A 26999-nucleotide genomic window follows, 5' to 3' on the forward strand; every position below is an offset into this window, starting at 1 on the left:
TTGCTGGCCGATGCAGCCATCCCGTCGCAAGCAGCGCGACTTCTCGCACAGCCTGTTTCGCCGGGACGACGGCGGAGGTTGTGGCGCGGATTTGAGACTTCCCTCACGTCGCGTAGTCAGGCTCTCTCCGGTCCAGCATCCGTTTCAGCGCATCGAAATGCCGCTGCGACGGGCTCGGGCCGTTGTAGAGGTGGTCGTCGCGAAAATCGCGCTTGGTCTTTTCGACCACCTGCGGCGGCAATTGCTTCAGCGGCTGCTGGGTCCACATCGCGTAGATCTGCACCTGCGCGGCGCGCTCGACGTAATAGAGCCTGTCGTAGGCATCGGCGATGGTCTCGCCGACAGTCGAGATGCCGTGATTGGCCATGAACAGCACGGTCTTGTTGCCGATCACTTTTGCCAGCCGCGCGCCTTCAGCGGGATCGAGCGCGGGGCCGGTGTAAACATCGTCATAGGCAATCGCTTCCGACAGCCCGACCTCGGTCTGGCCGATCTCCTTGATGCGCGGATCTTCCAGGCGCGTCAGCGCGCTGGCAAACGGCATGTGGGTGTGGAACACCGCCTTGGCCTGCGGCAGCGCCTTGTGGATCGGCGCGTGGATGCAATAGCAGGAGCGCTCGACCTCACCCTCGCCGCGCTTCACCTCGGCATCGTCGATACCGACTTCCATGAAGGACGACGCCGTCACCTCCGACCAGTGCATGCCGAACGGGATCTGGTAGTAGCGATCGGTGCGACCGGGCACCACGAGGGTGAGATGGTTGAAGATGCCTTCCGAAAAACCGTGATTGAAGGCGAGCCGATGGGCGGCTGCGAGATCGACCCGCGCCTGCCATTCCTCGGCGCTGCTGTCGTTCTGTAGCGAATCCGGCGAAACCCTGAACTGCATGCGCGTGCTCCCATCTGTGCCGGTCCCGTCGGCTGAGGCCGGATTGATTTGATGGGCGCAATTGTAGCGCAATCGGGCAGCGCCTCTTGGTGAAATTGGCGAGGATCAGCCATCCGGATTTTGCAGGCTCTTGTCCCTCTCCCCCTGTGGGAGAGGGTGGCCACGATGCGCAGCATCGCGGACGGGTGAGGGGTCTGTCTCCGCGGAGATACCCCTCATCCGGCGCGGATTTCATCCGCGCCACCTTCTCCCACAAGGGGAGAAGGAAGAAGCCTACGACGACCGCGCCAGCGCGCGGTCGATCATGCTCACCGCGTTCTGCACGCCATACACCGCCACAAAGGAGCCGAAGCGCGGGCCCTTCTCCTGACCGAGCAGCACCTGGTAGAGCATGTTGAACCAGTCGAGCGAGACGCCGGGACGGCCGTCCTTCCCTTTCTTGACCGGGTCGAGGAACGGCTCGCGGCGGCCGATCTCGTAGACCACGTTCTGGATGTCTTCCGCACTCGCGCCCGGAGCCAGATTGGCGAGCGCATCACGCAAATCCTGCAGCGCAGCGCGTTCGCCGTCGGTCGGCTCGCGGAACTGCTTCGTTGGTGCCACGAAGTCGCGATAATAGTTGATGGCGTAGCCGACCATGTCGTCGAGCTTCGGATGCGACTGCGGCGTCACGCCCGGACGGTAGCGGCCGATGAAGCCCCACAGCGTCTCGGCATTCTCGGCGTTCGACGACGACACCAGCGTCAGCAACAGCTGGAACGTGACGGGCATGTCAGCGTGCGGCGGCTTGCCGGAATGGATGTGCCAGACCGGATTCTGCAGCTGCTGCCGTGCTTCCTGCTTGGGAAAGCCGTCAAGGAATTGCTGATAGTCGTCGACATTGCGCGGGATGACGTCGAAATACAGCCGCTTCGCCGCCTTCGGCTCCCGATACATGAACAGCGACAGCGATTCCGGCGAAGCGTAGCGCAGCCACTCGTCGATGGTCAGGCCGTTGCCCTTCGACTTCGAAATCTTCTGGCCCTTGTCGTCGAGGAAGAGTTCATAGTTGAAGCCCTCGGGCGGCGTGCCGCCGAGCGCTGAACAAATCTTGGCTGACAGCTTGACCGAGTCGATCAGGTCCTTGCCGGCCATTTCATAGTCGACACCGAGCGCGTACCAGCGCATCGCCCAATCCGGCTTCCATTGCAGCTTGCAATGGCCACCGGTGACGGGAACGGTGACACTCTCCTTGGTCTCCGGGTCTTCGTAGGAGATGGTGCCGGCCTTGGCGTCATGCGCCGTGACCGGCACGTAGAGCACGAGCCCGGTGCGCGGGCAGATCGGCAGGAAAGGCGAATAGCTCGCCGCGCGCTCCTCGCGCAGCGACGGCAGCATGATCGCCATCACCTTCTCGATCCGCTCCAGCATGCGCAGCAGCGCGGCGTCGAACTTGCCCGAGGTGTAATACTCGGTCGCGCTCGCGAATTCATAGTCGAAGCCGAACTGGTCGAGGAAGGCGCGCAGCCGCGCATTGTTGTGCTGGCCGAAGCTCGGATGGGTGCCGAACGGATCCGGCACCTTGGTCAAGGGCATGCCGAGATGCTTCTCCAGCAGCTCCTTGTTCGGCACGTTGTCGGGCACCTTGCGCAGGCCGTCCATGTCGTCGGAGAAGGCGAGCAGGCGCGTCTTGATCTTGTCCTCGGTCAGCACGCGGAAAGCATGGCGCACCATCGTGGTGCGCGCGACCTCGCCGAAGGTGCCGAGATGCGGCAGGCCCGACGGACCGTAACCGGTCTCGAACAGCACCTCCTCCTTCGGATTTTTCTTCAGCCGCGCCACAATCGCTTTCGCCTGCTCGAACGGCCAGGCGTTGGATTGCTCGGCGAGCGCACGCAAATCGCTCGGGCTGAAGGGAGGATCAATCACGGACATTCTTCAGGCTTTCTCCAGGGGACGCGGAAACTAGCGTTTTCGTGGCAAAATGCAAAACGATGGAAGGTCATCGTCATTCCGGGGCGATGCGGCAGCATCGAACCCGGAATCTCGAGATTCCGGGTCTGGTCCTTCGGACCATCCCGGAATGACGACGTCAGATGATTCCTAGAACGGGCTGATCGAAAAATACCGCAGCCACAGATCGGTGAAGCGGCCTTTTTCCCAGAGGCGGAACAGCGCCCAGTTGAGCGACTGCCGCAGCAGGTCGTTGCCTTTGCGCACAGCGATGCCGACGCCCTCGCCGAAATAGCGGCTTTCGACGAACGGGCCGCCGGAGAAGGCGCAGCATTCGGCCGAATCGGTGCCGTTGATCCAGAACGCCAGCGCGATCGCATCGCCAAAAATCAAGTCGACCTCGCCGCGGCGGAGCGCCCCACGCAGCGCGTCGTCATTCGGATAGGAATGGACTTCGGCGTCGGTGAACATCGCCTTGAGATAGGCCTCGTGCGAGGTGCCGGTGATGACACCGACCTTCTTGCCCTCGAGATATTCGGGACGGATCTCCGGCAGTACATTGTCGCGGCGTGAAACGAAGCGCGCCGGGGCGCGGTAATAGGGATCGGTGAAATCGACCTTGGCGCGAAGCTGCGGCGTCACCGCGAGCGAGGCAATGATGGCATCGCCCCGGTTGGTCGCGAGCGCATCGACCAGGGTTTCGAAGCGGCGCATCTGGATGGTGCAGGTGACTTTGATCTCGTCGCAGAGCGAGCGGGCCAGATCGACGTTGAAGCCGGCGGGATTGCCGTCCGGGCCGGTAAAGTTGAACGGCGGATAATCAGTCTCGGTCAGGAAGCGGATCACGGTCAGCCGCGACAGGTCCGGCCGGTCAGGCCGGCGCCGTGGATCCCAGAAGCCCGGCACCGCCTGCGGCGCGCCTTCGGCGGCAGCCTTCTGCGGCGCGGTCTGCGCCAATGGCGGAGCGGGCGCGGCCGCGGGCGCAGCCGGAGCGGCCTGCGCGGGTGCCGGCTTGGCGGCCGGAACCGGAGCCGTCCTGGCCGGCGGCGTCTGCGCGGGCTGGGTCGGAGGGGTCTGTGCGGCCGCGGGACCAGCGGATGCCAACAATCCAGCCACCATCATTGCCGCGGCCAAGTGGACGACCTGGCGCGACCGGACGGCAAAGGGCTGGGTGGGCTGATCTGGCATAAATGGACGATTGTGAAGGAATTGGACGGCCTTATAGACCATCCGGGGCGCGATGCGAGCGCCGATTGGGCCAATTACGAGCGGCCAAAGCGATCAGAGATAACGTTTCAAATCGGTCGCCGCGTCCTCGGGCGTCCGTTTCAGGTTGAACGGCGACACGAAATGGCCGTCGCGGTCCATCAGATAGATCAGCGCGGTGTGATCCATCGCGTAGTCGCCATCCTTGAGCGGCACCTTCTTGGCATAGACGCGATATTCCGACAGCACCTTGGCGATCGAAGCCTGATCGCCGGTGAGGCCCTTCAAATGCGGATCGAAGCTCGAGAGGTAATCCTTCATCGCAGTCTGGGTGTCGCGCTCGGGATCGACCGAGACGAAATAGGTGTTCACGCGATCGGCGTCCTTGCCCATCGCTCGGAGCACCTCCGACATCTCGAACAGCGAGGTCGGGCAGACGTCGGGACAATGGGTGAAGCCGAAGAAGATCAGCGTCGGCTTGCCCTTGAGATCCTTGTCGGTGACGGTCTGGCCGGACTGGTCGGTGAGCTGGAACGGTCCGCCGATCGCGGCCGGCGCGGTGACGCTGCGCAAGCCCCCGACGGCCCACAGCATGATGACCAGGCCAAGCGCCAGGCTGGCGGCGAAGGCGGCAAAGATCACCAGCGGGCGGGTGGTTTGGGGCATGATGTCGGGACGTCCTTGTCGGTCAGAAGCAGGCTGAGATGCCGGCGGCGATCATCTCGAAGAACACCGTGGACCCGTAATGGAACCAGAGTGCCACAGCGGCAAGCAGGGCAAGACCGCCAATGCCAGCCGCGCCCCAGAGAATCACGGACGCCGCCCGGCCCTGTGGCGCGGCGACGAGCTGTGGCTGGGCGGAGATCGGCTGAACCATCCGGTTCAGATAGGCCGGGTTCCGACAGGCGGCAAGCACAATGGCAGCCTGCCCGATCACGTCATGCGGAGGGTGCGCGACCTTAGAGCGTTTTCGAGCGAAGTGGATACCGGTTCGCGTGAAGAAAACGCGTCAAAACAAGAATCTAGAGCTCCGTTCCGATTCCATCGGAACGGAATTAGCCCTAGTGCGAGGCCGGCCTGAGCACCGAGGCCTGGGCGTCGAGATAGCAGGGTTTGTAGAGCGCCTGCAGCTGCTTGCCGCGCAGGAAGATCATGTGTGGCGTCAGGCCGCCGCGCGCGTTGATCCATCTGCGCACCGCGGGCGGATACATCGAATACAGCATCTGGGTTGCTTCGGGATTGGTGACGGCGCGGCCATTGTCGCCGAAGTCCCAGGCGGCGTGGAAGCCGAGATTGGCGTGCGAGGTGACGCAGATCCGATCGTGCGGGACCGCGCCGAGCACGATGGTGCAGGCTGAGGCGCACAGGCCATCGATGATCACGGTCTCGCCCGACGTGCGCAAGCCCTGATATTTGTCGACGTAGGTTCCGATCCGGCCGCCGCGATCATCGGCGATCCTGACAACGGCGTGAGACGCCCCCATCCCCGCCAGCAGGAGAACCGCCGCGAGCAACCCCGTCATCAACTTCATTGGCCAGCCCCAGTCGAAACCGAATCTGTTTGTTTTGGTGATGCAGTCGAGGTGAGCGTGTTGCCAGACTGGAATTTTGTCCAGCCAAGCGATGCCGATCAAAACAAATTCAAATTGGGTGTTGCGCGCGCGCTGCAGTTGCTCAATCCAAGGTCCCAAACTGGAACAATCTGCCGCAACCGCTTGATGCGTCCCCGCCACAGGCAAGGGCCATCAAGAGCCATTTGGCGTTGACCGCGCACGATGACGCGGTCTTCAATCGCGCCGGGCTGGGGGAGAATCGGAATGGCTGACGATGCAGATGTGATCGTGGTCGGCGGCGGCTTGGCGGGCTTGGTCGCCGCAACCGAGATCGCCGACGCCGGCAAGCGCGTCATCGTGCTCGACCAGGAAGGGGAACAGAACCTCGGCGGCCAGGCGTTCTGGTCGTTCGGCGGCTTGTTTCTGGTGAATTCTCCGGAGCAGCGCCGGCTCGGCATCAAGGATTCCGTTGAGCTGGCGATGCAGGACTGGATCGGCACCGCGGGCTTCGATCGTGACGATGATCACTGGCCGCGCCAATGGGCCGAGGCCTATGTCGCCTTCGCCGCCGGCGAGAAACGCGACTGGCTGCGCGCGATGGGCCATCGCATTTTCCCGGTGGTCGGCTGGGCCGAACGCGGCGGCTATGACGCGATGGGTCACGGCAATTCGGTGCCGCGTTTTCATGTGACCTGGGGCACCGGCCCTGGGATCGTCGAGCCGTTCGAGCGGCGCGCGCGCGAGGCCGCGAAAAACGGACATCTGATCTTCAAGTTCCGCCATCGTGTCGATGCGCTCAGCGTCACCAGTGGCAGCGTCGATGGCGTCAGCGGCGCGATCCTGGAACCGACCGATGTGGAGCGCGGCAAGAGTTCCTCGCGCAAGGTGATCGGCGATTTCACGCTTCGCGCGCAAGCGGTGATCGTCGCCTCCGGCGGCATTGGCGGCAATCATGATCTGGTGCGGCAGAACTGGCCGAAGCGGCTCGGCGAACCGCCGAAGTTCATGATCTCAGGCGTGCCCGAACACGTCGACGGCCGCATGATCGGCATCACCGAGGCCGCCGGCGCACGGCTGATCAACCGCGACCGGATGTGGCATTACGTCGAGGGCATCCAGAACTGGAATCCGATCTGGCCACGTCACGGCATCCGCATTCTGCCGGGGCCATCGTCGCTGTGGTTCGACGCGACCGGCAAGCGCTTCCCCGCGCCGCTGTTCCCGGGCTCCGACACGCTCGGGCAACTGCACCACATCATGAGCACCGGCTACGATTATTCGTGGTTCATCCTGACCCAGAGCATCATCAAGAAGGAGTTCGCGCTCTCGGGCTCCGAGCAGAATCCCGACCTGACGGGAAAAAGCTGGCGCATGACTATCAAGCGCGCCACCAACAAGGGCGCGCCGGCGCCGGTGGAGGCGTTCAAGCAGCACGGCGCCGACTTCATCGTCCGCGACAATCTCGCCGACCTCGTCGGCGCCATGAACACGCTGGTCGGCAACGATCTCTTGAAGTTCGATCACATCAAGGCGCAGATCGAGGCGCGCGACCGCGAGATCGCCAACCCCTTCGTCAAGGACGCGCAGGTGATGAACCTGCACAATGCGCGCCGCTATATCGGCGATAGATTGATCCGCACCGCGAAACCGCACCGCATCCTCGATCCCGGACACGGTCCGCTGATCGCGGTAAAACTCAACATCCTGACCCGCAAGACGCTCGGCGGCTTCGAGACCGATCTCGATTCGCGGGTGTTCGGCAACGACCGCCAGATCATCCGCGGCCTCTATGCGGCCGGCGAAGCGGCAGGCTTCGGCGGCGGCGGCGTGCACGGCTATCGCTCGCTGGAGGGCACGTTTCTCGGCGGCTGCCTGTTTTCGGGACGGAATGCGGGACGTGCGGCGGCGAAGGCGGTGGGGTAGTCTTACCGCGCGCTCTCAAAATATCGAAAACAACCCCAAGCAAAGTAGCCGGCGGCCGCCGCCGCGCGGAAAAGCGACTTGACACGTCGGGCAACTCAGTTGTATTTTCCATTATTCCGAAATAGTAAAAGCACCGACCACCACGCAATAGTGTTACTGGGTCAGGTGCTCCCTTCATCGTCATTGCGAGGAGCGACAGCGACGAAATGCAACGCTTCCGGCTCGGCCCCGGTTTCGGCGCTTACGGGCCTGAGCGGGCAAACCCGCCGACAATCCCTGATGAATCCGTCGAAAATGAACCCCGGGCGGACATCGGCTGCGCTTCCGGAGGCCTAGCCAGTGACGCGCATGCTTGCCTGGGAAACCCTGTCTAATTGGCGTCCCAAACACCTGCCAGAATCTTGGCGGCGTGCCGCCCGTGAGACCTTTCGATCTCTTGCCGCGTAAGCTCTGGTCGGAGACGCCTCGCGGACATCAGCGCGCACTGGGCAAGTTCGGTCCGCCCGAGCGCTGCCTGGGCCACGGCTTCAAGAATCGCCGGCAGGTAAAGGCGGGGATCTCGTCGTGCGGCGATGCGAGCCTCTTCCAGCGCTTCCTCAGGCCGGTTGGCACGCAGAAGAAACCCACCCAGCGCCCAGCCCCAAAATGCCAACCGCCTGTCGCGGGGACTAAGCCTGATTCCGTGGCGCATGCGTGCAATTCCCGCGTCGAGATCGCCCATCATCGCGAGCGCCGCGCCGAGGGCAACTTCGGCCTGGGCATTGCTTGGATCGATCTCGACAGCCTGCTTCAGGATTTCCACCCCTCGCTCCCTGTTCCCAAGATCGACGAGTGCGCAGCCGGCATAGCCCAGGACTTCGGAACTGCCTGTATCGGCCGCAATGGCCATTTCGGCCGTCGTCCGCGCCTCCTCGGTTCGCTCCGCCGACGGTTCGACCAAGCCGGTGTTTTGCGCCAGCGCCGATAGAAGGGCCAGTTGCGCGCGTGCAAGCGCGAAGTTGCCGTCGAGTTCGAGCGCCCGTCGGAGGAAGTTCTGTGCCTCCGTCACAACGAGCTCATTCCACCCCTTCCCTCCAAGCGCGCCCGCGGCCTGGTGGTAGCAGCCCCAGGCATCGACATTCTCCGGACGCTGACGCCGGATGACGTTGACCTGTGCTTGAGTGAGTGCAGGTTCCAGTTCGATCATGATTCCGCGTGCGATGTCGTCCTGTAGTTCCAGTGTCTCGGCGCGCGTGGCCTCGAACTTCCCGGACCACAGAATGCGGCCTGTCGCGGCTTCGGCAAGTTGGGTCGAAACGCGGACCTGGGGGCCGGCACCTCGAACGCTTCCGTCCAGCACATAGCGGACCCCCAATTGTCGGGCGACGATTGAAGCCGGCGTTTCGGGATTTTGAAACAGAAAAGACGATGCCCGCGAGATCAGAAAGAAGCCGGGCACCCTTGCGAGGAGCGCGATAACGTCTTCGGCCAGTCCTTCGGCCAGAAATTCGAGCTCACGACTCTCCGACAGAACCTTGAACGGTCGAACGGCAATCGACGGCCCCTCGGCGACCGAACCAGCTTGCACGCGGCGGGAATGCTCCATTGCACCGGCGGCGGGACCGAAGACGACCTGAAATGCATGCACGGGGCGCTCGATGTTCTTGAGCAAGAGTGCGCCAAGGTCGCGGAACTCTGCCGTGACGCGATTCAATACCGCATCATGGGCGGCGGCGGAAATGACGATGCCACCCGGCTCGGCGACGCCTTCAAGCCGGGCGGCAACATTGACACCGTCGCCAAAGAGATCGTCGTCTTCCACGATGACGTCGCCGATATTGATTCCCATCCGAAACTCAAGACGCCTATCCCGCGGCACGGAGATGTTGCGTTCGTGAAGGTCGAGTTGAACCTCCACTGCACAACGCGTGGCGTCAACGACGCTTGCGAACTCGATCAAAAGTCCATCGCCGGTGGTCTTGACGATACGGCCGCGATGCGCGGCAATCCTGGGATCAAGAATATCGCGCCGATGGACTCGAAGCGAGGCTAGCGTGCCTTCCTCGTCAGCTCCCATCAGACGGCTGTAGCCCGCAACATCAGCAGCGAGGATGGCAGCCAGTCGTCGTTCGACGCGCGCCCCGGTCATAAAGATCGTCCTGATCCACCGTGGTTTCAGGCAAAGTCTAGGCTCGGGAACAGCGTGTGTCTATCGAGCCGGCAATGTCCGGGTTGGGACATCTTCGACGGATTCATCAGGGATAGTCGGCAGGTTGAAGGCTATGGCTGCGCCTTAATGAGACCGCACCCTAGTCCGCCTCCGCGCTGAGGAATCGGACGCCGAATGTGTCGGCGTTGGCCTCGCCCCAATCGTACAGCGCCTGCAGCATCGGCTTCAGCATCTCGCCGCGCCTGGTCAGGCTGTAGCGCGAGTTGCTGCCGGCGCGCTCGTGCTTGACGAAGCCTGCATTGCAGAGATCGCGCAGGCGCTCGGTCAGGACCTTGTCGCTCAATGACGGGATATCGTGGCGCAATTCGCCATAGCGCATCGGGCGGATTTTTAGCCGGCTCAGGATCACCGTTTTCCATTTGCCGCTGAGCTGATCGATCGAGAACTCGACCGGGCAGCCATATTTCCGCTTGGTCTTGCGTATCATCCCGCTCTCCCGCGGCGCTTTCCATCTGGTTCGTTGAGAGCCGCTACCGATCCATTTAAGCACGCTTGCGCGGGTTGGGGAGAACTTAGGGATCATTGCAAGGCATGACAGAGGACAGTTCCGCCGAGGCCCCACGCACGGCACGCCCCCGCATCGTCGTCACGCGCAACGGGCCCTATCAACCAGATCCCAGCATTGCGATCGTCGATCATCTCGGCGTGCCGATCGCAGCCGAGACGCCGGTCAGGCTCTGCCGCTGCGGCCAATCGCAGACCAAGCCGTACTGTGACGACAGCCACATCAGGCGCGGCTTCACCGACGCCAAGGATCCGCGGCGGGTGCCCGACAAGCTCAACGTCTATGCGGGCCAGCAGGCCTTTGTATCAGACAATCGCGGCACCTGTGCGCATTCCGGCTTCTGCACCGATCGTCTCAGGTCGGTGTTTCATCTCGGCGAGGAGCCGTTCATCGCGCCGAGCGGCGCGCGGCTCGACGATCTCATCAACGCGGTGCGAAAGTGTCCATCGGGCGCGCTCGGTATCGGCATCGGACCTGCGCGCGATGCCGCGCTGTCTGATATCAACCGGCCGCCGCAAATCGAGGTGTCCAAGGACGGCCCCTACCGCGTCACCGGGCATGTCGAACTGGTCGATGAGGACGGTGTCGCGATCGCGCAAAATGCGGGCGCGTCGCAGGAGCATGTCAGCCTGTGCCGCTGCGGCGCGTCGCTGAACAAGCCGTTCTGCAGCGGGATGCACTGGAACGTCGAATTTCACGATCCCGTCCCCGATCCGTTGCGCGAGCCGACGCTGTTCGAATGGGCCGGCGGCTATCCGGCGCTGCTCGACATGACGCGCATCTTCTACAGCCGCTACGTGCCGGAAGACCCGCTGCTCGGACCGCTGTTCGCCGGGATGTCGTCGGACCATCCTGAAAGGGTCGCGGCCTGGCTCAGCGAGGTGTTCGGCGGCCCGCGCCTCTACACCGAGCGCTATGGCGGCTATCAGCGAATGGTCTCGCAGCATATCGGCAAGGAGATCCAGCCGGTGCAGCGCGCGCTGTGGGCGACCTACATGGTGCAGAGCGCCGACGATGCCGGATTACCGTCCGATCCCGAATTCCGCGCCGCCTTCGTCGCCTATATCGAATGGGGCTCGCGGATCGCGATGGAGAATTCCGGGGCCGGCGCCAAGCCGCCGCCGAACATGCCGGTGCCGCGATGGTGGTGGGTCTGCAACGCGACACCCGGCACGCGGCCATCCGCGCTCGCCGACAACGCGCAGACCACGAACGACGCTGGTCCGGCATTGCCTGGCTCCGATGAGGCCGTGCTCTTCGAGCAGCACATCCGGCCGCTGTTCCGGCCGATGGACCGCAACTCGATGCTGTTCGCGTTCGACCTCTGGAAGGAGGAGGACGTGACGAAACATCGTCAGGCAATCCTGACACGCCTGCAGGCCGGCACCATGCCCTGCGATGGCGCCTGGCCGGCCGAGCGGGTGGCGCTGTTCGCACGCTGGGCCAGCGCGCCAAGGCCCCAAGCCTGATCGGAGATTGCGCCGAGGCGACCTCGGTGCAATTTCGATCGATTTCGTGAAGTGGCTTGCAAAATGCGCAGTGGCGGCGGTCGTCCTGACACGCTAGAGAGTGCCCGCCATTCAAGTGGAGAATTAAATGAGCATTCAGCGTTTCGAAACCGGCCCGCGCATGAGCCAGGTCGTCGTGCACGGCAACACCGTCTATCTCGCCGGCGTCGTCGCCGGCAAGGCCGCCGGCGGCAGCGTCACCGACCAAACCAAGGACATCCTGTCGATCATCGACGGTCACCTGGCGAAAGCCGGCACCGACAAGTCAAAACTCCTCAGCGCGACGATCTACATCACCGACATGCAGACGTTCCCCGAGATGAACGCGGCGTGGGACGGCTGGGTCTCGCCGGGCGACACGCCGGCGCGTGCCACCGTCGAGGCCAAGCTTGCGGCCCCGCAGTACAATGTCGAGATCATGGTGATCGCGGCGAAGTAGGCGACACGGCTTCAGATCATTTTGAGAGAATGGCGCGGCAGCCGATGGCTTCCGCGCCATTTTTGTTTGACACAACCTTGTTCAGGCCGCGCGGGCGGCGCTCTTCTCCGCCTCGACCTTCCGCGCAAACAGCCAGCGGAAATAGGTCAGTGGCGCGTCGGCGCCGATGGCAAGCAGCTGGTAGTTCGGATCGGCGTCGAACACCTTCTGCTGCGCCTCGATGATGTCCTTGTCCTCGTTGAAGGCCTCCTCGAGGGAATGCCGCAGCGACAGCGCGATGTTCGGATTGTCGATGTCGAAATCGTGCAGATAGTTCCAGAAGAAATGCGTGGTCGAGCGCGTCTCCGGCGTCATGAACTGCGCGTTACGGTATTGCCGCGTGCCCGGGACCTGCACGCCCGTCTCGACGCCCTGCCCTGCGGGCGCGAACGTCGTGTCGAGCGTGAAGATACCGGGAATCCTCATGTGGCCGACATTGCGGCGGTCGATCGCGTCGGTTTTGTTCGAGATCACCTTCTTGTGGTACGGCGGCGGCTCGGCGCCCATGTGCCAGCGCTCGACCCGGAAACCGTCATCCAGCTTCTCGATCGCGACCGGCTTGGTCTTGTAGGCGTATTCCTCGGAGCCGCCGAGCGTGGTGGTGTGCACGAAGGCGAGATGGGCGAAGTCGCTGAGATTATCGACGATCAACAGCCAATTGGCCTTGTAGTGCATGTAGCCCGGCAGCCCCCGCCATTTGGGATCTTCGAGCGGCGGATAGTCGAGGATCAGCTTCGGATCGGCCTTTTCGGCATCACCGGTCCAGATGAAGATCATGTTGTAGCGCTCGACCACGGGATAGCTGCGCACACCGAGCTTGGCGGGAATGACATCCTGGCCGGGAATCTGGATGCACTTGCCGTCGGCGGCGAACTTCATGCCGTGATACATGCACCTGATATCATCACCCTCGACCCGCCCCATCGACAGCGGCGCCGCCCGATGGCAGCAGCGGTCGTCGAGCGCGACGACCTGTCCGCTTGCGCCGCGATAGAGTACGATCGGCCGCTCCAGGATGGTGCGCGCCACTTTCTTGCCGTCGATCAGCTCGTGATTCCACGCCGCCACGTACCAGGCGTTGCGCAGGAAAATTCCGTCGTCGTCAGCCATCTCACCCTCCCGATGCAATATTCGTTGCAACGAGGTTTAGGTGATCGCGGTCATCCCGATAACCCGATTTGGCTGGACACACTGTGCAGGCGGATGGACAATCAGCCATGGAGTGGCGCGACTGGGAGCTGTTTTGCGAGGTTGTCGAGCATGGCGGCTTCACAGCCGCCGCGCGCGTGCTCGGGCATCCCAAATCGAGTCTCAGTGCTGCGGTGCAGCGACTTGAGGCCAATCTCGGGCTGCGGCTGATCGAGCGCACCACGCGGCATTTGCGGCTGACCGATTCCGGCGAAACCATCTATCGCAAGGTGCGCCCGCTGTTCACAGCGCTGCATGACACCCACAGCGAGGCGCTGGCGATGAGCAGCGCCGTCGCCGGCACGCTGCGCATCAAGGCGCCCTACGAATTCGGTGCGCATCACGCCGGCCCCGTCGCATGCGATGTGATGAGCCGCTATCCGGACCTCGCGATCCGGATCGATGTCGAGCATGACATCGTCAATCCGATCACCGAGAATTACGACATCGTGTTTGCGATGCTGGAAGCGCCGCTGCCGGCGGCCGGCATCGTGATCCGCCGTGTCTTCACCCTCGAGCGCGGCCTGTTCGCGGCGCCTTCGCTGCTGGAAATGTTCGGCGAACCGCGCACCCTGGAGGAATTGAGGAAGTTGCCGCTGCTGACCGGCCCGAGTGACCCGCCGTGGGCGATTACCGCGCCCGGCGGAGCGGTCGAGCATCTCGCGGTCGACAAGGCGCGCCTCACCAGTTCGAACGCGCATGTCCGCCTGCAGGCGGCGCTCGCCGGCCACGGCGTGCTGCGGGTCACCGCGAGCTACACCCGCGCCGCGGTCGCGTCCGGCCAGTTGCGACGGCTGCTGCCGGACCATGCCTGCGAACCCCTAAACGTGCATGCGCTGCTGCCGGCGCGGCAATATGTCCCGGCCAAGGCGCGCTGCTTCCTCGACGCGATGGAGGCCCACGCGCGCGGCGATCCTGAGGCCTACATCAAGCCGTAGCCTGCGTTGTGATCACGCGCAGCATGACGTGCGAGGTAATCGATCGTCACCGGCAAACCTTCGATAGTCGTGACAGCCGAACAGTCCGGCGCCATCGAAGGAGAGCACAATGACCGACCATGCCAGCATCGCCCGCAGCTATATCGACCTCTGGAACGAGCGGACGCCGAGCCGGCGCCGCGAGTTGCTCAGCGAAAGCTGGACCGCGGATGCACGTTATCTCGATCCACTGATGAGCGGCGACGGCCATGAGGGCGTCGACGCGCTGATCGCAGGCGTGCAGCAGAAGTTTCCCGACTTCCGCTTCAAGCTGATCGGCGAGCCCAATGGTTACGGCGACCATGTTCGCTTCTCCTGGGGCCTTGGCCCTGATGACGTCGACAGCCCGATCAAGGGCACCGACTTCGCCGTGCTGAAGGACGGCCGCATCAGGAGCATCACGGGCTTCCTGGACCAGCTGCCGGGCGCCTGAGCTTCGGTTCGACGAACACTTCCACACCGGCGATGTCGCTGATAGTGTTCCCGGAACAGATCGGGAGGACACCATGAAGGCCGATTCCGCCTTCACGACGTCTGCTATCAGCGACATCACACCGGCACTGCTGGCGATCGGCCGCGACGGCTTTCCGCAGGCACTGATCGGCGCGCTGCGGCGTGTCGCCGATGTCGGCCACTGCATGGTGTTCTCGTTTGCAGGCCCGTGCTCCGCGGCGTGCCTGCTCGACGTCGGCAATATTCCGACTGGCCGCGACCTCGGCATCGCCTATTCCGAGCATTTCCACCGGACCGACCCGAACCGCGATGCGGTGTTCGAGGGGCAGGCGCGCACAGTGCCGATTGTGCTGCCGGCCTTTGCCCGCCGCATGTACAGCGACAGCTATCGCAAGATGTTCTTCGACGATTCCGACATCGTCGACAAATTCGCGTCCGCGATCTGGGTCGACGACACCTGCTTCTACGTGAACTTCTATCGTATCACCGAACAGGGCCGCTTTAGCCGCGACCAGATCCAGCGCCTGACCGCGGTCGCGCCGGCGGTGAGCGCCGCAGTGGCACGTCACTTCCAGCGCGACGCGGCGCCGGACCATGATCCGATGGGCCGCCTGAAGACCGTGTTCGCAACCGCCGAGCCGTTCACGATCCTGACCGGACGCGAGAAGGAGGTGTGCCTGCGCATCCTCTCCGGCCTCAGCTCGGAGGCGATTGCGGCCGACCTCGGAATCGGGCTGCATTCCGCCCTTACCTACCGCAAGCGCGCCTATGACAAGCTCGGCATCTCCTCGCAGAACGAGCTGTTCGCCATCGCACTGCGCCTGGTGTCCTCTACGCGCCAGCTGAACTGAGGTGATCTGGCCGGGCGGTTTGCGGTTGTCCCAAACGCTAGGGACAGACCGGGGGCGCGTGCTGTCCTACGCTCGGTCCGAAATCCGAGGACACATCCGTGAGCACCGCGCCGCATTTCGACATCGATGTACCAGCCTTCTGGCAAGACCCTTACCCGGCGCTTGCGCGGATGCGGAAGGAGGCGCCGATTGCCTTCGTCCCACAGCTTGGCAGCACCCTGCTGTGCCGCCGCGACGACATTTTCGTTTCGGAAAAGCAGATCGACGTGTTCTCATCGCACCAGCCCGAAGGGCTGATGAACCGGCTGATGGGCCACAACATGATGCGCAAGGACGGCGATGCGCACATGAACGAGCGCAAGGCGATCTTTCCGGCGGTTTCACCCAAGACCGTCAGATCGCACTGGACAGCGCAGTTCGAGGGACACGCGATGCGGATCCTCGAAGAGCTGACGCCGAACGGCGTGGTCGATTTCGTGCAGGCCTTCGCACTGCCGTTCTCGGCGGAATGCCTGAAGTCGATCACCGGCCTCACCAGCATGCGCTTCCAGGACATGAACGCCTGGTCGCAGGGCATGATCGACGGCATCGCCAACTATACCGGCGATCCCGCGATTGAAGCGCGCTGCCACGCCGCGACTTCGGGCATCGATGCCGCGATCGACGACATGGTGCCGGTACTTAGCCGGAAACCCGACCTCAGCCTGCTCGGCGTGATGCTGCAATCCGGTATGCCGATGGACAGCGTGCGCGCCAACATCAAGCTTGCGATCTCCGGCGGCCAGAACGAGCCGCGCGATGCCATCGCCGGCACGGTGTGGGCGCTCCTCACCCATCCGGCGCAGCTCGCGCTGGCAACCAGCGGCGCGATCCCGTGGCTGCAGACCTTCGAGGAATACGCCCGCTGGATCTCGCCAATCGGCATGTCGCCGCGGCGGATCGCAAAGCCTTGGACGATCAGAGACATCGCGTTCGAACCCAACGAGCGCGTGTTCCTGATGTTCGGCTCGGCCAACCGCGACGAGAAGCATTTCGAAAGATCCGAAGCGTTCGACGTGCGCCGCGATGTGAGCAAGAGCATCGCATTCGGCGCCGGACCGCATTTCTGCGCCGGCGCCTGGGCCTCGCGCGCCATGGTCGCCGACGTCGCGCTGCCCGCGATCTTCAAGCGGCTGAAGAACTTGCGGCTGATCGCGGATCAGCCGCCGCGGATCGGCGGCTGGGCGTTCCGGGGAATGGTGGACCTGCCGGTGACCTGGGACGCGTAAGGCGCACGCCGCCTACTGATGCCATTTGACCAGCGGCAGATAGTGATGCGGCAATCGCATGGTGATGAGGTCCTTCCGGCGCACGACATTGGTCGGATAGGGCGTGTCGAGGTTGGTGGTGTCGACGACCACCGACGCGACACCGTCCTCATCGAGGATGGCCGATTCCTGTCGCGGGAAGGCAAAGGTATCAGGACCGAACACGGCGCTCTTGCCCTGATAGCCCCGCGGCAGATCGAGCACATTGGCGAAGGCGAAATAGAGGTTGTTCTCGCCGCCGCGGACCCGCATCGCGTGCCAGTGATAGGGATCGGCGCCTTTTGGGATCGGATAATTGTGCGGGATGGCCGTTCCCGCATGCGCTCCGGTAAAGGTCCCGCGCAACGCGGCGGGGCAAGCGACGATGTCGCACCCCTCCAACGCCAATGAGCGAATGGCTTCCGGATACAGCGCGTCATGGCCGATCGCGAGCCCGACGCGCCCGATCGGCAGGTCGAACACCTTCCACTTGTCGCCGGCGCTGGCCCAGCCGGCGTCGCTGCCGCCGAGGTGAGTCTTCCGATAGAAGCCAACCAGGCCTTCCGGTCCCGCCAGCACGGCGGTGTTGTAGACTTTGCCGTCGGCCGCTTCCGCCAGCCCCGCGACCAGATACATTCGAAGACGCATGGCGAGCCGCACGAACGCTGTCACCGCGGGCCCCGTCAGCCGCTCGGCCCGCGCCGCCGGCACATCCGGTCCGGTCAGCGACAGCTCGGGAAACACCAACATGTCGGGCGCGTCGACACTCCTGGCTTCCGTTGCAATCGCGCTGATGGCTGCGAGATTTCCGGCGGTCCCGCTCGACGGTGCAAATTGCGCAACCGCGAGAATGGATTTGCGGCCTGGTGGATTGGGCTGATGGCCATAGAGCTTGAAAAAGTCGTTTGGATTCCAGGTGAAGCTGTTGGTCATCAGGCTGGTGTAGAGTTCGGGACGGCGTGCCTTGAAAACCTGCTCCGACAACACCTCGCGCTGCCTCGCCCGCGCCAGATCAATCGTGCCGTAGGCAACCGCATCGCCGCCATCGATCGAGGCCGACACCCGGCCATCAGGCTCGATGATGCAGCTTCCGCCGCTGAACTGCACGGTCCGCTCCAGCCCCCAACGGTTGCTTTCGATCACGTAGCAGGCATTCTCGAAGGCGCGGTTGATCCAGTACGGTGCCGGCGTCCGCTCGGCCAGCCAGTTCGAGATGTGACAAATCACGTCGGCGCCCGCGAGCGCCTCGATGCGGGCGGTCTCGAAGAAGTGCAGTCCATGCAGATCAGGAGCGCGATGCGTCCGATCTCGGTATCGAACACCTCATGCGCGATGTCGCCGCTGACCGCCCATTTCGGCTCGGAGATATAGGGATGCGACTTGCGATGACGCCCGATCACGCCATCAGGCCCGATCAGAACGGCGGTGTTGTAATAAAGATCGGTCGCCGCATCGACCTCGGGCATCCCGACGACGATGTAGCAGCCGTGCTTTGCGGCAAGCGACTCGAAGCGGTCGGTGGTCGGCCCCGGAATCGTCTCGACGAAGGGCTTCACCTCGGCACGATCGTGCCAGCAATAGCCGGTGGTGCCCATTTCCGGCGTCACGATGAGACGCGCGCCCTCTGCCGCGGCCTGCGCGCACAGCGCCAGCAGCCGTTCGATGTTGCGCTCTTTCTCGAACATGGTCGGTTCGAACTGGACGGTGGCGGCCTTGAAAGTTGTCGTCGATGTCATGTTGCGTTGGCCTTTGAGGGCGGATCAATCGTGTTGAGGTGAGGCGAGATAAAGACAGGCAGTCCAATAGAGCCTGGGCTGGGATCAAAAACCCCTACCCGCCACGTGTCCGGTTGCGACATGACCGTTCACCAAACAAAAAGCACCCGTCCGTTGCCGGTCGGGAGCTGCCCCGCTCCAAAGGATATGATGATGTCCTGATTGGACCGGACGAAGCTCGCAGGTTCGTCCCATGAAGGCAAGCTGCCCAATGCTGCAAAAGCCGGCACGGAATGCTCACAAAACCGGCCCGCTGTCAGGCCGACGTCAGCTGCGCCCCGGATCACCCGTCGCGATCACTATCGGCCTCTCTTCTGCAGCGGTTGCGAGCAAGATTGCTTGTGTGCCGCGCCGTAACCCATGCGGCGATGAGCCCCGAAGGACTGTCACTCAAGTGTCATGAATCTATTTCAATCCGCCGTTATGGGTGGAAGTCCAGTAATTTGTGCCGTCATAAGGGATTAGCGATGAACCCGAACCATAATGGTAGCGCCCATAATGCCGCCCCTCACGATGAGGTCGCCGATGAGCATGCCGAGGAAGGCAACGGTGTGAGCAAGACGGTCGCGATTGTCGCCGTGGTGGCCGTCGGTGCTGCCGTGTTCGAAGCTGCCCTGCTTCCGGGACTTGCGCTCGGCGTCGCCGCGGTCGCGGCGCCGAAGTACCTGCCGAAGCTCGCTGGCGCACTCAACCCGCTATTCAAATCCACCGTTCGTGGCACCTACAAATTCGCGCAGAAGTCGCGCGAGATGTTTGCCGAGGCGCATGAGCAGGTCAACGACATCGTCGCGGAAGTGAAAGCTGAAGGCGCGCAGGACGCCAAGGCTGCGGACGGCCGGGCTCCGTCGGCGGCCTGAGTCGCACAAGACCGCGCATAGGGCGAGACAGCCGAGAGAGCTGTCTCTGCGACGTGGACAGCGGCGCTGCAAGCAATTGCGCTTGACGATGGCGGCATTTGTGCCCGACGCCGGCTCCCGAGTTGCCAGAGGACTGCGATGACCAAGATGAAGCTGCAGATTGCGCATCAGGTTCCCGGCCGGATTCGCATGAAGATACCGTCAGCCAAGGAAAATCCCGAGCTGCTCGAACAGATCAAGGAGACGTTCAAGGTCATTCCCGGCGTCGAGCAAGTCACGGTCAATCCTGCGACGGGAAGCGTCGTGCTCCATTACGACACCGACCGGCACGACGAGTTTCATGGCCGGCTGGAACATCACACCGGCGGCCACCACAAGCCGCCGGCCGACGAGATCGACGCGCTGGCGAGCAAGATCGAGCAGGAAGCCGAGTATCTCGCCGAACATTCGCACGCCGCGAGAGTGATCGTCGATTTCTTCAAGGACTTCGACAACGGGATCAAGGTCGCCACCGGAAACGTGGTCGATCTGAAAATCCTGCTCGCCACCGGCATCGCGGGCTTCACCATCTTCGAGGTCGGCGCCAGTGCGGCGACGCCGGTCTGGGTCACGCTGGCGGTCTTTGCACTCAACCACATGATCCAGTCGAACATGGCCGAGGCTGCGGAAGCGGAACCGGCGCGCGCGACGGCCTGACCGCCACCGGCGAGAGTGCAACGTCATGGACTTCTGCTTCCGACATTCGATGCCAGGCCGCCTTCGCCTGAGCATCCCCGCGCTCGGACAGAGCCACCAGCTGGGCGAGGCCTGTCTGGCGTGGCTGAAGGCGCAGGACGGCGTCAGGAGCGCGCGGATTAATTACGACTGCGCGAGCCTCGTGCTGGAATACGATCCGGCGCAGGAGCAACGGCTCCTGCTGCTGCTCGGGCACTTCAAGAGCATGAGCTTGGCTGAGCTCAAGGCCTTGAGCAGTCGTGCCGCGCAGGACGCGGTTACGCCACGCGCCGGCGCGACAGAGGTCTCGAAGCGGTCGCCGCTGACGCTGCCGACGCTGTCGTTGGTCATGGCCTTCAGTGCCAATCCGGTGGTCATGGCGATCAACATGCCGCTGATGCTCTGGAACGCGATCCCGATCGCCAAGCGGGCCTGGAAGGTCTGGTCGAACGAAAGCCGGCTGAACATCGACGTGCTCGATACGCTCGCGATTTCAGCGTCGATGCTCCAGGGCAACCCGCTGGCGGGCTGCATCGTCACCTGGCTGATCAAGCTCGGCGACTGGATCCGTGACCTCACTGCGGCGGGTTCGCGGCGGGCCATCAACGAGCTCTTGGAATTCCAGTCGAAGACGGCCTGGGTGCTCCGCGACGGCAATGTCGTGTCGATTCCCGCCATCGAGTTGCAGAATGGCGATATCGTCGTGGTGTATCCGGGCGAGATGATCCCGGTCGACGGCGAGATCCTCGAAGGCTCCGCCACCATCGACCAGAAGACCATCACCGGTGAAGGCCTGCCGGTGCATCGCGGCAAGGGTGAAGCCGCCTTCGCCGCCACTGTGATCCGCGAAGGCCAGATCACGCTGCGGGCACTGCGCGTCGGGTCGGCCACCACCGCCGGCCAGATCGTGCACCTGATCGAATCGGCGCCGATCGGCGACACGAGGATGCAGAACCATGCCGAGCGCTTCGCGGACCGGCTGGTAACGCCGACGCTGGCGCTCGCCACCGGCACCGCGATGGTCTCCGGCGACTTCAACCGCTTCCTGTCGCTCGTGATCGTCGACTACGGCACCGGCATCCGCGTCGCTGCGCCGACCTCGGTACTGTCCTCAATGACGCTGGCCGCCCGGACCGGCATGATCATCAAGAGCGGCGGCCACATGGAAAAGCTCGCCGGGATCGACACGATGGTGTTCGACAAGACCGGTACCCTGACCCATGGCACGCCGGCCGTCATCGACGTGATCTCCTATCAAAGGAATATCACGCCGAACCATTTGCTCGGGCTTGCCGCAGCAGCGGAGACCAAGCTGCAGCATCCGGTCGCCGAGGCGCTGCGCACCCGGGCACGGCAGTTGGCCGTCAACATCCCGCCATGCAACGAGACGACCTATCGCCTCGGCCTCGGCGTCGAGGGCCAGGTCAATGGCTACTATCTCCATGTCGGCAACCAGCGCTTCATGCGCGAGAGCGAGATCGCGGTCGGCGCGGCGGTGCATGATCGTGCCGCGCTGGACGAGCGCGGCTATTCGAGCCTCTACATCGCTGTCGACGGCAAGCTCGCGGGCCTCGTGCCTTACTCCGACGAAATCCGCGCCGAGAGCCGCGCGGTGATCCAGCGGCTGCACGCTCTCGGGGTCAAGAACAGCATCATGCTGACCGGCGACAACGCCGTCGTGGCGCGCGCCGTCTGCAACAGGCTGGGGCTGACCGAGCACTTCGCGGACATGCTGCCGGCCGATAAGGCGAATGTCATCCAGGAGCTGCAACGTAGGGGACACCGGGTCGCCATGGTCGGCGACGGCATCAACGATTCCCCTGCGCTGAGCTTCGCGGATGTCGGGATCGCGATGAAGCACGGCGCCGAGGTCACGCACGAATCCGCTGACGTCATCCTGATGGAGGATTCGCTGTGGAAACTCGTCAAGGCCGTCGAGATCTCGCAAGGCGCCGTCAGCCTGATCCGGCAGAATTACGCCATCGTCGCGGCGCTCAACACCCTGGCGCTCGGACTGGCGTTGCCCGGCGGCCTGATCACGCCCGAGATGACGGCGCTGATCAGCAACGGCTCGGCCATCCTGGCGAGCCTGAACGGCATACGGCCAATTCTGCGGTATCGATGAGCCAGGATGTCACCCAGCTTGTTCTCCCTCCAGGCGATCACGCCGCGCTAAAAGTCGCCGTCAAGGCGCTCGAGAGCCCCAATCTGGCGGCGAAGATCGCCGACTATGCCGGCATTCCCGTCAATCGCGTCCTGAACCTGCTGCCAAAAGCCGCCAACCGCCAGCTCAGCGGTCTGGTGCGTTCGGCGGTCCTGACGGGGCTGGAAGTTGCCGTCGATACACTGAACGAGAAGCCGCCGCCTTCGCCCGCTGTCGGATTCTCGTCGTTCCTTGCCGGGGTGACCGGAGGGGTGAGCGGCCTGTTCGGCTTCGGCGCGCTCACAGTCGAACTGCCGCTGACGACGACCCTGATGCTTCGTGCGATCGCCGAGATCGCCCAGCACGAGGGCGAGGACCTTTCGAAGCTCGAGGCGCGGCTGGCCTGCCTCGAGGTCTTCGCCTATGGCACAAAGAAGACCAGCGAAGGTGTCGATGTCGGCTATTACGCCGCACGCGCGCTGATCAGCAAATACACCAGCGACGCGGCGGCCTACATCCTCGAGCGTGGCGCGGTGGATGCCTCCGCGCCCGTGATATCCAATCTCGTCAGTGAGATTGTCTCACGGTTCGGCCTGGTGGTGTCGGACAAAGTTGCTGCCGGCGCCGTGCCGATCATCGGCGCGGTGTTCGGCGCGACCGTCAACGTCATCTTCATGGATCACTTCCAGAAAATGGCGAAGGGGCATTTCACCTTGCGCAGGTTAGAGCGGGTCCATGGCAGCGCCACCGTTCGTCACCATTATGCTGAAATCGCGAATGATCTCGCCGTGCCGCGCGGCGTCGCGACCGCATCAACTGCCAGATAATGGCGAACAGCGACGCCGTGCTCCCGCGTGAGGACACCAGGCTGCGTGATCTGCGCCGCATGCGCGCGCTTGCCACCGCGCTGCTCGTGCTCATGCTGCTGCTGTTCGTGGCGACCTCGATGCTGCAGGCGCAATGGCCGTGGCTGGTCTATCCGCGCGCCTTCGCGGAGGCCGGGATGATCGGCGCCTGCGCCGACTGGTTCGCCGTCGTCGCGCTGTTTCGTCATCCGCTCGGGATTCCGATTCCGCACACCGCGATCGTCCCGCAGAGCAAGCAGCGCATCGCGGTCGCGCTGGGACGTTTCGTCGCCAACAACTTCCTGTCGCCGCGCGTGGTGGGCGATCGGATCCGCGACGTCGACATCGCCGGATGGGCCGCGCGATGGATCGAGCGGCCGTCGAATGCCCACAGTGCCGCGCAACGCACGGTCTCGACACTGCATCAGGCCCTGCAGGCCACGCCGACCGACGACGTCAATGCCTTCCTGACCCGCCGGACGCGGGAGGGGCTCGCCACGCTCCAGGCGGCGCCGCTGGCCTCGCGCCTACTGTCGCTGTTGTGGGCGCACGGCGATGCTCAGACGTTGATCGAGCGGCTGGTCGTCTCGGCGAGCTCGGCGCTCGCCAACAACAGGGACACGATCCGGAAGAAGATCTCGCAGCGTTCCTATCGGTTCATGCCGAAATGGGTCGACGGCATGGTCGCCGACCGGATCATCAATGGCGTCAGCCAGACCCTGGACGAGATGCGCGAGCCGAACCATCCCTGGCGCATCGAGCTCAAGGCCGAAGTCGAGCGCATGATCGACCGGCTTGCGACCGATCCCGAATTTCTCGCCCGCGGCGAGGAGCTGAAGCAGCGGCTGCTCGACAATCCCGCCGTGATCCGCCAGATCGACGCGATGTGGGGCGCGATCGAGACGCGGCTGAACTCCGCCGTGACATCGGCAACCCTGGCCGAGGCGATCGAAACGGCGTTGATGTCGGTCGCCGCGCGGATCGACGACGACATCGATCTCCGCGACCGGATCAACCGTTGGCTCCGTGTTGCCGCACTGCGCGCCGTGGCATCGCGTCGGCAGGAGATCGCGGCCTTCATCCGGAAAGTGGTCGAGAACTGGGACACCGAGACGCTGATCATGCGGATCGAATTGCAGGTCGGGCGCGATTTGCAATTCATCCGGATCAACGGAACCGTGGTGGGCGGCCTCGTCGGCCTCCTGATCTTCTCCGTATCGCAGTGGTTCTAGAGTCTTATTTTGACGCGTTTTCTTTACGCGAACCGGGATCCACTTCGCTCGAAAACGCTCTGACGTGACCCGATCAGGGAAAGCGAATTCGAAGCAGGGGCAACTGCGCGAGCCTGTCGAACAGATTGGCCGCTCTGCTTGCGACCATGGCAAGACAGCCAAGGAGGAAGTGACGGCGGGTCAAGCACACACCGCGGTCTGCGAATCCCAGACGTACAAGACGAGGTTCGGGAAGCGCGTGCTCACGTAGTGCGGGAAGTGTCGTCATGCCGCGTCAACCGATGGGAAGAAGGATTTCCGGCGCAGCGGTCATCCGTTCGATCGTGTCGTCAAACGACAGGCAATCGGGGTTTTCACCGGGCATCCTGCGCAATGTCTCGACGAGCTCTTCCTGCTCCAGCAGCAATGAGCGCCCGTCGCGCAGGCTGGCATGGGCCGCCCATGGCACGAATTTGGTGAACGGGAACGGAAATCCCTCGCGCGGCGACACGTCGATATTCACGCCGGAAACGAACAGGACGTTCTTGGTGCGGAACGCCGGCTCCCGCAAAATGCTCCGGTAAGTGCGGTCGAACTCGGCCTGGGTGACGAAGCGGGCGGCATCGAGCGCCGGATGTGCCGACGTCACCAGCGCCGGCATGACCGGAGCGAGCGCCGCTTCGAGGATATCATGGCCTTCGGGGCCTTCAGCGGGCACGCGACGGAAATGAAACAGATCGGAGGATAGCGCCGCGCCGATCGGCGCAGGCTTCTCGCGGAAACCACCCTCGCCGAGGCGTTCGCGCAGCACCTCGCTGGTACGAAAGACCTTTGACGTGCTGAGCACGCTGAGCGGCTGAAGCGGCGTTTCGACCATGCGGTCGAGCCGGAGAAAGAGACCCTCGCTGCGGCCGTCATCGAGATACTGGTTGTCGATCTGGACAGCCGGCTCGCCGCCGAGCCGGCCACACTGCACCTGCCGGCAGGCATGCGCGTATTCGTCCTGATACCAGTGCAGAACGCTGCAAAGCTTTCCACAGCAGTCTCCGAAGCCGCAGCCGTCGGTGCGGTGGCGCTGGTAGACGCCGAACCGGCCATCGTCGGGATCATAGCCGACATGGCTGGCCTGGATGATGACCAGGTCCTCGCCATGATGGGCATAGGGCCCGTGGCGGTTGATCGCGACCTTGCCTCCGACGCGCCCATGGTCGAACGGAAACGTTCCGAAATGCTGGACCAGCAGCATGACCGGATAGCCCTGGCTCTCATCCGAGCAGAACGCCCGCGACGGCATCATGCGCTCGCGCTCGAAGCCCAGCGAACGGCAATAATTGTAGAGCCGTGGCACAAAGTGGCTGTAGCGCATCGCAAAGGAGCCAATCCGGAAGGTGTCGATCATCCGTTGTCTGCCTGAGCGATTCGCTGCGCCGTATCCCGAATTGACGTGCGGGCACGATCCCGCCGCCATTGCCAGACGGGAACGGTAGATACCCTTGTTGACAGTTATGTGAATGCAGCCGGTCGCGCAGCGGCGACGCGCGATACGGGAGCCGGATGGCGCGCGGTCAGCGCCCCCAGCGCAGCACGACCGGATCGAGCGCGCGCGCGATCTCGATCAGGCCGGCGCGGGTCGCGGGATGCAGTGGCTGCAACGGGTGGCGCACCATGTCGGACTTGATGACGCCGCCCTCGCGCATCAGCACCTTGCAGGCCTGCAGCCCGCATTGACGGTTCTCGTAGTTGATCAGCGGCAGCCAGCGCGCATAGGCCCGCACGGCCTCGTCCCGGCGACCGGCGAAAAAGGGATCCGTGATCTGGCGGATGCCGTCGGGATAACCACCGCCGGTCATCGCGCCGGTGGCGCCGGCATCGAGATCGGCCATCAGCGTGATCGCCTCCTCGCCGTCCCACGGACCCTCGATGGAGCTACCGCCCTTCTCGATCAGGCTGCGCAGCTTGTTTGCCGCCATCGGCACCTCGATCTTGAAGTAGCTGATGTTGGCGAGTTCCTTCGCCATCCGCGCCAGTAAGTCGACCGAGAGCGGCGTGCCCGCGACCGGCGCATCCTGGATCATGATCGGAATGGTGATGGCGTCCGACACCACGCGATAGAAGTCGTAGATGCTGGGCTCCGGCACCCGAAACGTCGCGCCGTGATAGGGCGGCATCACCATCACCATGGCGGCACCGGCGGCCTCCGCCTGTCGGCTGCGCGCGGCGCACACCGAAGAGGAGAAATGCGTGGTCGTGACGATGACGGGGATGCGGCCGGCGACATGATCCAGCACCGCGTGCATCACGGTGTCGCGCTCGGCATCGGTCAGCACGAACTGTTCGGAGAAATTGGCCAGGATGCAGATGCCGTGCGAGCCGGCATCGATCATGAAATCGATGCAGCGCCGTTGCCCGTCGAGGTCGAGATTGCCGTTGGCGTCGAACACGGTCGGCGCCACGGGGAAGACGCCGCGATAGGGACGCTGTGCCGGGGATGTCATG

General features: G+C 63.8%; 23 protein-coding genes and 1 pseudogene. 12 read left to right on the forward strand and 12 right to left on the reverse strand.

The genetic code is table 11. The annotated features are described in order from the left end of the window. Positions 1-103 precede the first annotated feature (103 nt). The 6 genes from UP10_RS28085 to UP10_RS28110 all read right to left on the reverse strand — a co-directional run bounded on the left by UP10_RS28085 (position 104) and on the right by UP10_RS28110 (position 5559). Positions 104-889, reverse strand: coding sequence for a class II aldolase/adducin family protein (locus UP10_RS28085; protein WP_044590522.1), 786 nt, complete (start codon positions 887-889; stop codon positions 104-106). Positions 890-1162: 273 nt separating this feature from the next. Continuing rightward, positions 1163-2803 (reverse strand): lysine--tRNA ligase, encoded by a 1641-nt coding sequence (locus UP10_RS28090; RefSeq protein ID WP_044590479.1) that lies wholly within the window; start codon positions 2801-2803, stop codon positions 1163-1165. Positions 2804-2971: 168 nt separating this feature from the next. Then, positions 2972-4009 (reverse strand): ABC transporter substrate-binding protein, encoded by a 1038-nt coding sequence (locus UP10_RS28095; RefSeq protein WP_044590523.1) that lies wholly within the window; start codon positions 4007-4009, stop codon positions 2972-2974. 93 nt (positions 4010-4102) lie between these two features. Next, positions 4103-4693 carry an SCO family protein gene (locus UP10_RS28100; protein WP_044590480.1) on the reverse strand — a complete coding sequence of 197 codons (591 nt, stop codon included), beginning with the start codon at positions 4691-4693 and terminating at the stop codon, positions 4103-4105. A 22-nt stretch (positions 4694-4715) separates the two neighbouring features. Further along, positions 4716-4943, reverse strand: coding sequence for a hypothetical protein (locus UP10_RS28105; RefSeq protein WP_349643981.1), 228 nt, complete (start codon positions 4941-4943; stop codon positions 4716-4718). Between the two features lie 145 nt (positions 4944-5088). Beyond that, positions 5089-5559 (reverse strand): hypothetical protein, encoded by a 471-nt coding sequence (locus tag UP10_RS28110; RefSeq protein WP_044590525.1) that lies wholly within the window; start codon positions 5557-5559, stop codon positions 5089-5091. A 285-nt stretch (positions 5560-5844) separates the two neighbouring features. Here UP10_RS28110 and UP10_RS28115 point away from each other — a divergent pair, with 285 nt between their 5' ends. After that, positions 5845-7503, forward strand: coding sequence for an FAD-binding dehydrogenase (locus UP10_RS28115; protein ID WP_044590481.1), 1659 nt, complete (start codon positions 5845-5847; stop codon positions 7501-7503). A gap of 370 nt (positions 7504-7873) precedes the next feature. Here UP10_RS28115 and UP10_RS28120 read toward each other — a convergent pair whose 3' ends face one another. Together UP10_RS28120 and UP10_RS28130 are read right to left on the reverse strand one after the other, a co-directional pair. Beyond that, the gene (locus UP10_RS28120) at positions 7874-9631 is read right to left on the reverse strand and encodes an adenylate/guanylate cyclase domain-containing protein (protein ID WP_082077283.1); all 1758 of its coding nucleotides are present in this window, start codon (positions 9629-9631) and stop codon (positions 7874-7876) included. A gap of 160 nt (positions 9632-9791) precedes the next feature. Next, on the reverse strand, positions 9792-10139 hold the full coding sequence (locus UP10_RS28130; protein ID WP_044590484.1) for a winged helix-turn-helix transcriptional regulator: 348 nt from the start codon (positions 10137-10139) through the stop codon (positions 9792-9794). Between the two features lie 104 nt (positions 10140-10243). Here UP10_RS28130 and UP10_RS28135 point away from each other — a divergent pair, with 104 nt between their 5' ends. Both UP10_RS28135 and UP10_RS28140 read left to right on the forward strand, forming a co-directional pair. Next, positions 10244-11686, forward strand: coding sequence for a CDGSH iron-sulfur domain-containing protein (locus UP10_RS28135; protein ID WP_044590485.1), 1443 nt, complete (start codon positions 10244-10246; stop codon positions 11684-11686). A 127-nt stretch (positions 11687-11813) separates the two neighbouring features. Continuing rightward, positions 11814-12164 (forward strand): RidA family protein, encoded by a 351-nt coding sequence (locus tag UP10_RS28140; RefSeq protein WP_044590486.1) that lies wholly within the window; start codon positions 11814-11816, stop codon positions 12162-12164. Positions 12165-12245: 81 nt separating this feature from the next. Here the strand turns inward: UP10_RS28140 and UP10_RS28145 are convergent, their stop codons facing one another. After that, on the reverse strand, positions 12246-13313 hold the full coding sequence (locus UP10_RS28145; protein ID WP_044590487.1) for an aromatic ring-hydroxylating dioxygenase subunit alpha: 1068 nt from the start codon (positions 13311-13313) through the stop codon (positions 12246-12248). Positions 13314-13420: 107 nt separating this feature from the next. Between UP10_RS28145 and UP10_RS28150 the strand changes: the two genes are divergently transcribed. From UP10_RS28150 to UP10_RS28165, 4 genes are all read left to right on the forward strand, one after another. Further along, on the forward strand, positions 13421-14329 hold the full coding sequence (locus UP10_RS28150) for a LysR family transcriptional regulator (protein ID WP_044590488.1): 909 nt from the start codon (positions 13421-13423) through the stop codon (positions 14327-14329). A 109-nt stretch (positions 14330-14438) separates the two neighbouring features. Beyond that, positions 14439-14801: a nuclear transport factor 2 family protein gene (locus UP10_RS28155; protein WP_044590489.1), complete on the forward strand. Its 363-nt coding sequence runs from the start codon at positions 14439-14441 to the stop codon at positions 14799-14801. Between the two features lie 73 nt (positions 14802-14874). Then, positions 14875-15672 carry a helix-turn-helix transcriptional regulator gene (locus UP10_RS28160; protein WP_044590490.1) on the forward strand — a complete coding sequence of 266 codons (798 nt, stop codon included), beginning with the start codon at positions 14875-14877 and terminating at the stop codon, positions 15670-15672. 98 nt (positions 15673-15770) lie between these two features. Beyond that, the gene (locus UP10_RS28165) at positions 15771-16940 is read left to right on the forward strand and encodes a cytochrome P450 (protein WP_044590491.1); all 1170 of its coding nucleotides are present in this window, start codon (positions 15771-15773) and stop codon (positions 16938-16940) included. Positions 16941-16952: 12 nt separating this feature from the next. Here the strand turns inward: UP10_RS28165 and UP10_RS28170 are convergent. Beyond that, positions 16953-18694 (reverse strand): annotated as a pseudogene (locus UP10_RS28170) (nitrilase-related carbon-nitrogen hydrolase). A 506-nt stretch (positions 18695-19200) separates the two neighbouring features. Between UP10_RS28170 and UP10_RS28175 the strand changes: the two are divergent. The 5 genes from UP10_RS28175 to UP10_RS28195 all read left to right on the forward strand — a co-directional run bounded on the left by UP10_RS28175 (position 19201) and on the right by UP10_RS28195 (position 24524). Then, the gene (locus tag UP10_RS28175) at positions 19201-19590 is read left to right on the forward strand and encodes a DUF5132 domain-containing protein (protein WP_082070411.1); all 390 of its coding nucleotides are present in this window, start codon (positions 19201-19203) and stop codon (positions 19588-19590) included. Between the two features lie 138 nt (positions 19591-19728). After that, positions 19729-20286 (forward strand): HMA2 domain-containing protein, encoded by a 558-nt coding sequence (locus tag UP10_RS42200; RefSeq protein WP_050043829.1) that lies wholly within the window; start codon positions 19729-19731, stop codon positions 20284-20286. Between the two features lie 49 nt (positions 20287-20335). Continuing rightward, positions 20336-22429, forward strand: coding sequence for a heavy metal translocating P-type ATPase (locus tag UP10_RS28185; protein WP_245321905.1), 2094 nt, complete (start codon positions 20336-20338; stop codon positions 22427-22429). Beyond that, positions 22426-23274 carry an EcsC family protein gene (locus UP10_RS28190; protein WP_044590493.1) on the forward strand — a complete coding sequence of 283 codons (849 nt, stop codon included), beginning with the start codon at positions 22426-22428 and terminating at the stop codon, positions 23272-23274. Before UP10_RS28185 ends, UP10_RS28190 begins: the two co-directional genes overlap by 4 nt. Further along, positions 23274-24524, forward strand: coding sequence for a DUF445 domain-containing protein (locus UP10_RS28195; protein ID WP_044590494.1), 1251 nt, complete (start codon positions 23274-23276; stop codon positions 24522-24524). Before UP10_RS28190 ends, UP10_RS28195 begins: the two co-directional genes overlap by 1 nt. 274 nt (positions 24525-24798) lie before the next feature. Here the strand turns inward: UP10_RS28195 and UP10_RS28200 are convergent, their stop codons facing one another. Together UP10_RS28200 and UP10_RS28205 are read right to left on the reverse strand one after the other, a co-directional pair. Continuing rightward, positions 24799-25902 carry a hypothetical protein gene (locus UP10_RS28200; protein ID WP_044590495.1) on the reverse strand — a complete coding sequence of 368 codons (1104 nt, stop codon included), beginning with the start codon at positions 25900-25902 and terminating at the stop codon, positions 24799-24801. Between the two features lie 166 nt (positions 25903-26068). After that, the gene (locus UP10_RS28205; protein ID WP_044590496.1) at positions 26069-26998 is read right to left on the reverse strand and encodes a dihydrodipicolinate synthase family protein; all 930 of its coding nucleotides are present in this window, start codon (positions 26996-26998) and stop codon (positions 26069-26071) included. Position 26999: the final 1 nt, after the last annotated feature.

The organism is Bradyrhizobium sp. LTSPM299, from assembly GCF_000938235.1.
Lineage (GTDB): Bacteria > Pseudomonadota > Alphaproteobacteria > Rhizobiales > Xanthobacteraceae > Bradyrhizobium.

Coding starts and splice junctions, on each gene's coding strand:
- UP10_RS28185 (WP_245321905.1), top strand. CDS start 20,336: ATGCCAGGCCGCCTTCGCCTGAGCATCCCCGCGCTCGGACAGAGCCAC.
- UP10_RS28160 (WP_044590490.1), top strand. CDS start 14,875: ATGAAGGCCGATTCCGCCTTCACGACGTCTGCTATCAGCGACATCACA.
- UP10_RS28135 (WP_044590485.1), top strand. CDS start 10,244: ATGACAGAGGACAGTTCCGCCGAGGCCCCACGCACGGCACGCCCCCGC.
- UP10_RS28090 (WP_044590479.1), bottom strand. CDS start 2,803: ATGTCCGTGATTGATCCTCCCTTCAGCCCGAGCGATTTGCGTGCGCTC.
- UP10_RS42200 (WP_050043829.1), top strand. CDS start 19,729: ATGACCAAGATGAAGCTGCAGATTGCGCATCAGGTTCCCGGCCGGATT.
- UP10_RS28110 (WP_044590525.1), bottom strand. CDS start 5,559: ATGAAGTTGATGACGGGGTTGCTCGCGGCGGTTCTCCTGCTGGCGGGG.
- UP10_RS28115 (WP_044590481.1), top strand. CDS start 5,845: ATGGCTGACGATGCAGATGTGATCGTGGTCGGCGGCGGCTTGGCGGGC.
- UP10_RS28100 (WP_044590480.1), bottom strand. CDS start 4,693: ATGCCCCAAACCACCCGCCCGCTGGTGATCTTTGCCGCCTTCGCCGCC.
- UP10_RS28140 (WP_044590486.1), top strand. CDS start 11,814: ATGAGCATTCAGCGTTTCGAAACCGGCCCGCGCATGAGCCAGGTCGTC.
- UP10_RS28195 (WP_044590494.1), top strand. CDS start 23,274: ATGGCGAACAGCGACGCCGTGCTCCCGCGTGAGGACACCAGGCTGCGT.
- UP10_RS28150 (WP_044590488.1), top strand. CDS start 13,421: ATGGAGTGGCGCGACTGGGAGCTGTTTTGCGAGGTTGTCGAGCATGGC.
- UP10_RS28130 (WP_044590484.1), bottom strand. CDS start 10,139: ATGATACGCAAGACCAAGCGGAAATATGGCTGCCCGGTCGAGTTCTCG.
- UP10_RS28095 (WP_044590523.1), bottom strand. CDS start 4,009: ATGCCAGATCAGCCCACCCAGCCCTTTGCCGTCCGGTCGCGCCAGGTC.
- UP10_RS28200 (WP_044590495.1), bottom strand. CDS start 25,902: ATGATCGACACCTTCCGGATTGGCTCCTTTGCGATGCGCTACAGCCAC.
- UP10_RS28155 (WP_044590489.1), top strand. CDS start 14,439: ATGACCGACCATGCCAGCATCGCCCGCAGCTATATCGACCTCTGGAAC.
- UP10_RS28205 (WP_044590496.1), bottom strand. CDS start 26,998: ATGACATCCCCGGCACAGCGTCCCTATCGCGGCGTCTTCCCCGTGGCG.
- UP10_RS28120 (WP_082077283.1), bottom strand. CDS start 9,631: ATGACCGGGGCGCGCGTCGAACGACGACTGGCTGCCATCCTCGCTGCT.
- UP10_RS28175 (WP_082070411.1), top strand. CDS start 19,201: ATGAACCCGAACCATAATGGTAGCGCCCATAATGCCGCCCCTCACGAT.
- UP10_RS28190 (WP_044590493.1), top strand. CDS start 22,426: ATGAGCCAGGATGTCACCCAGCTTGTTCTCCCTCCAGGCGATCACGCC.
- UP10_RS28145 (WP_044590487.1), bottom strand. CDS start 13,313: ATGGCTGACGACGACGGAATTTTCCTGCGCAACGCCTGGTACGTGGCG.
- UP10_RS28085 (WP_044590522.1), bottom strand. CDS start 889: ATGCAGTTCAGGGTTTCGCCGGATTCGCTACAGAACGACAGCAGCGCC.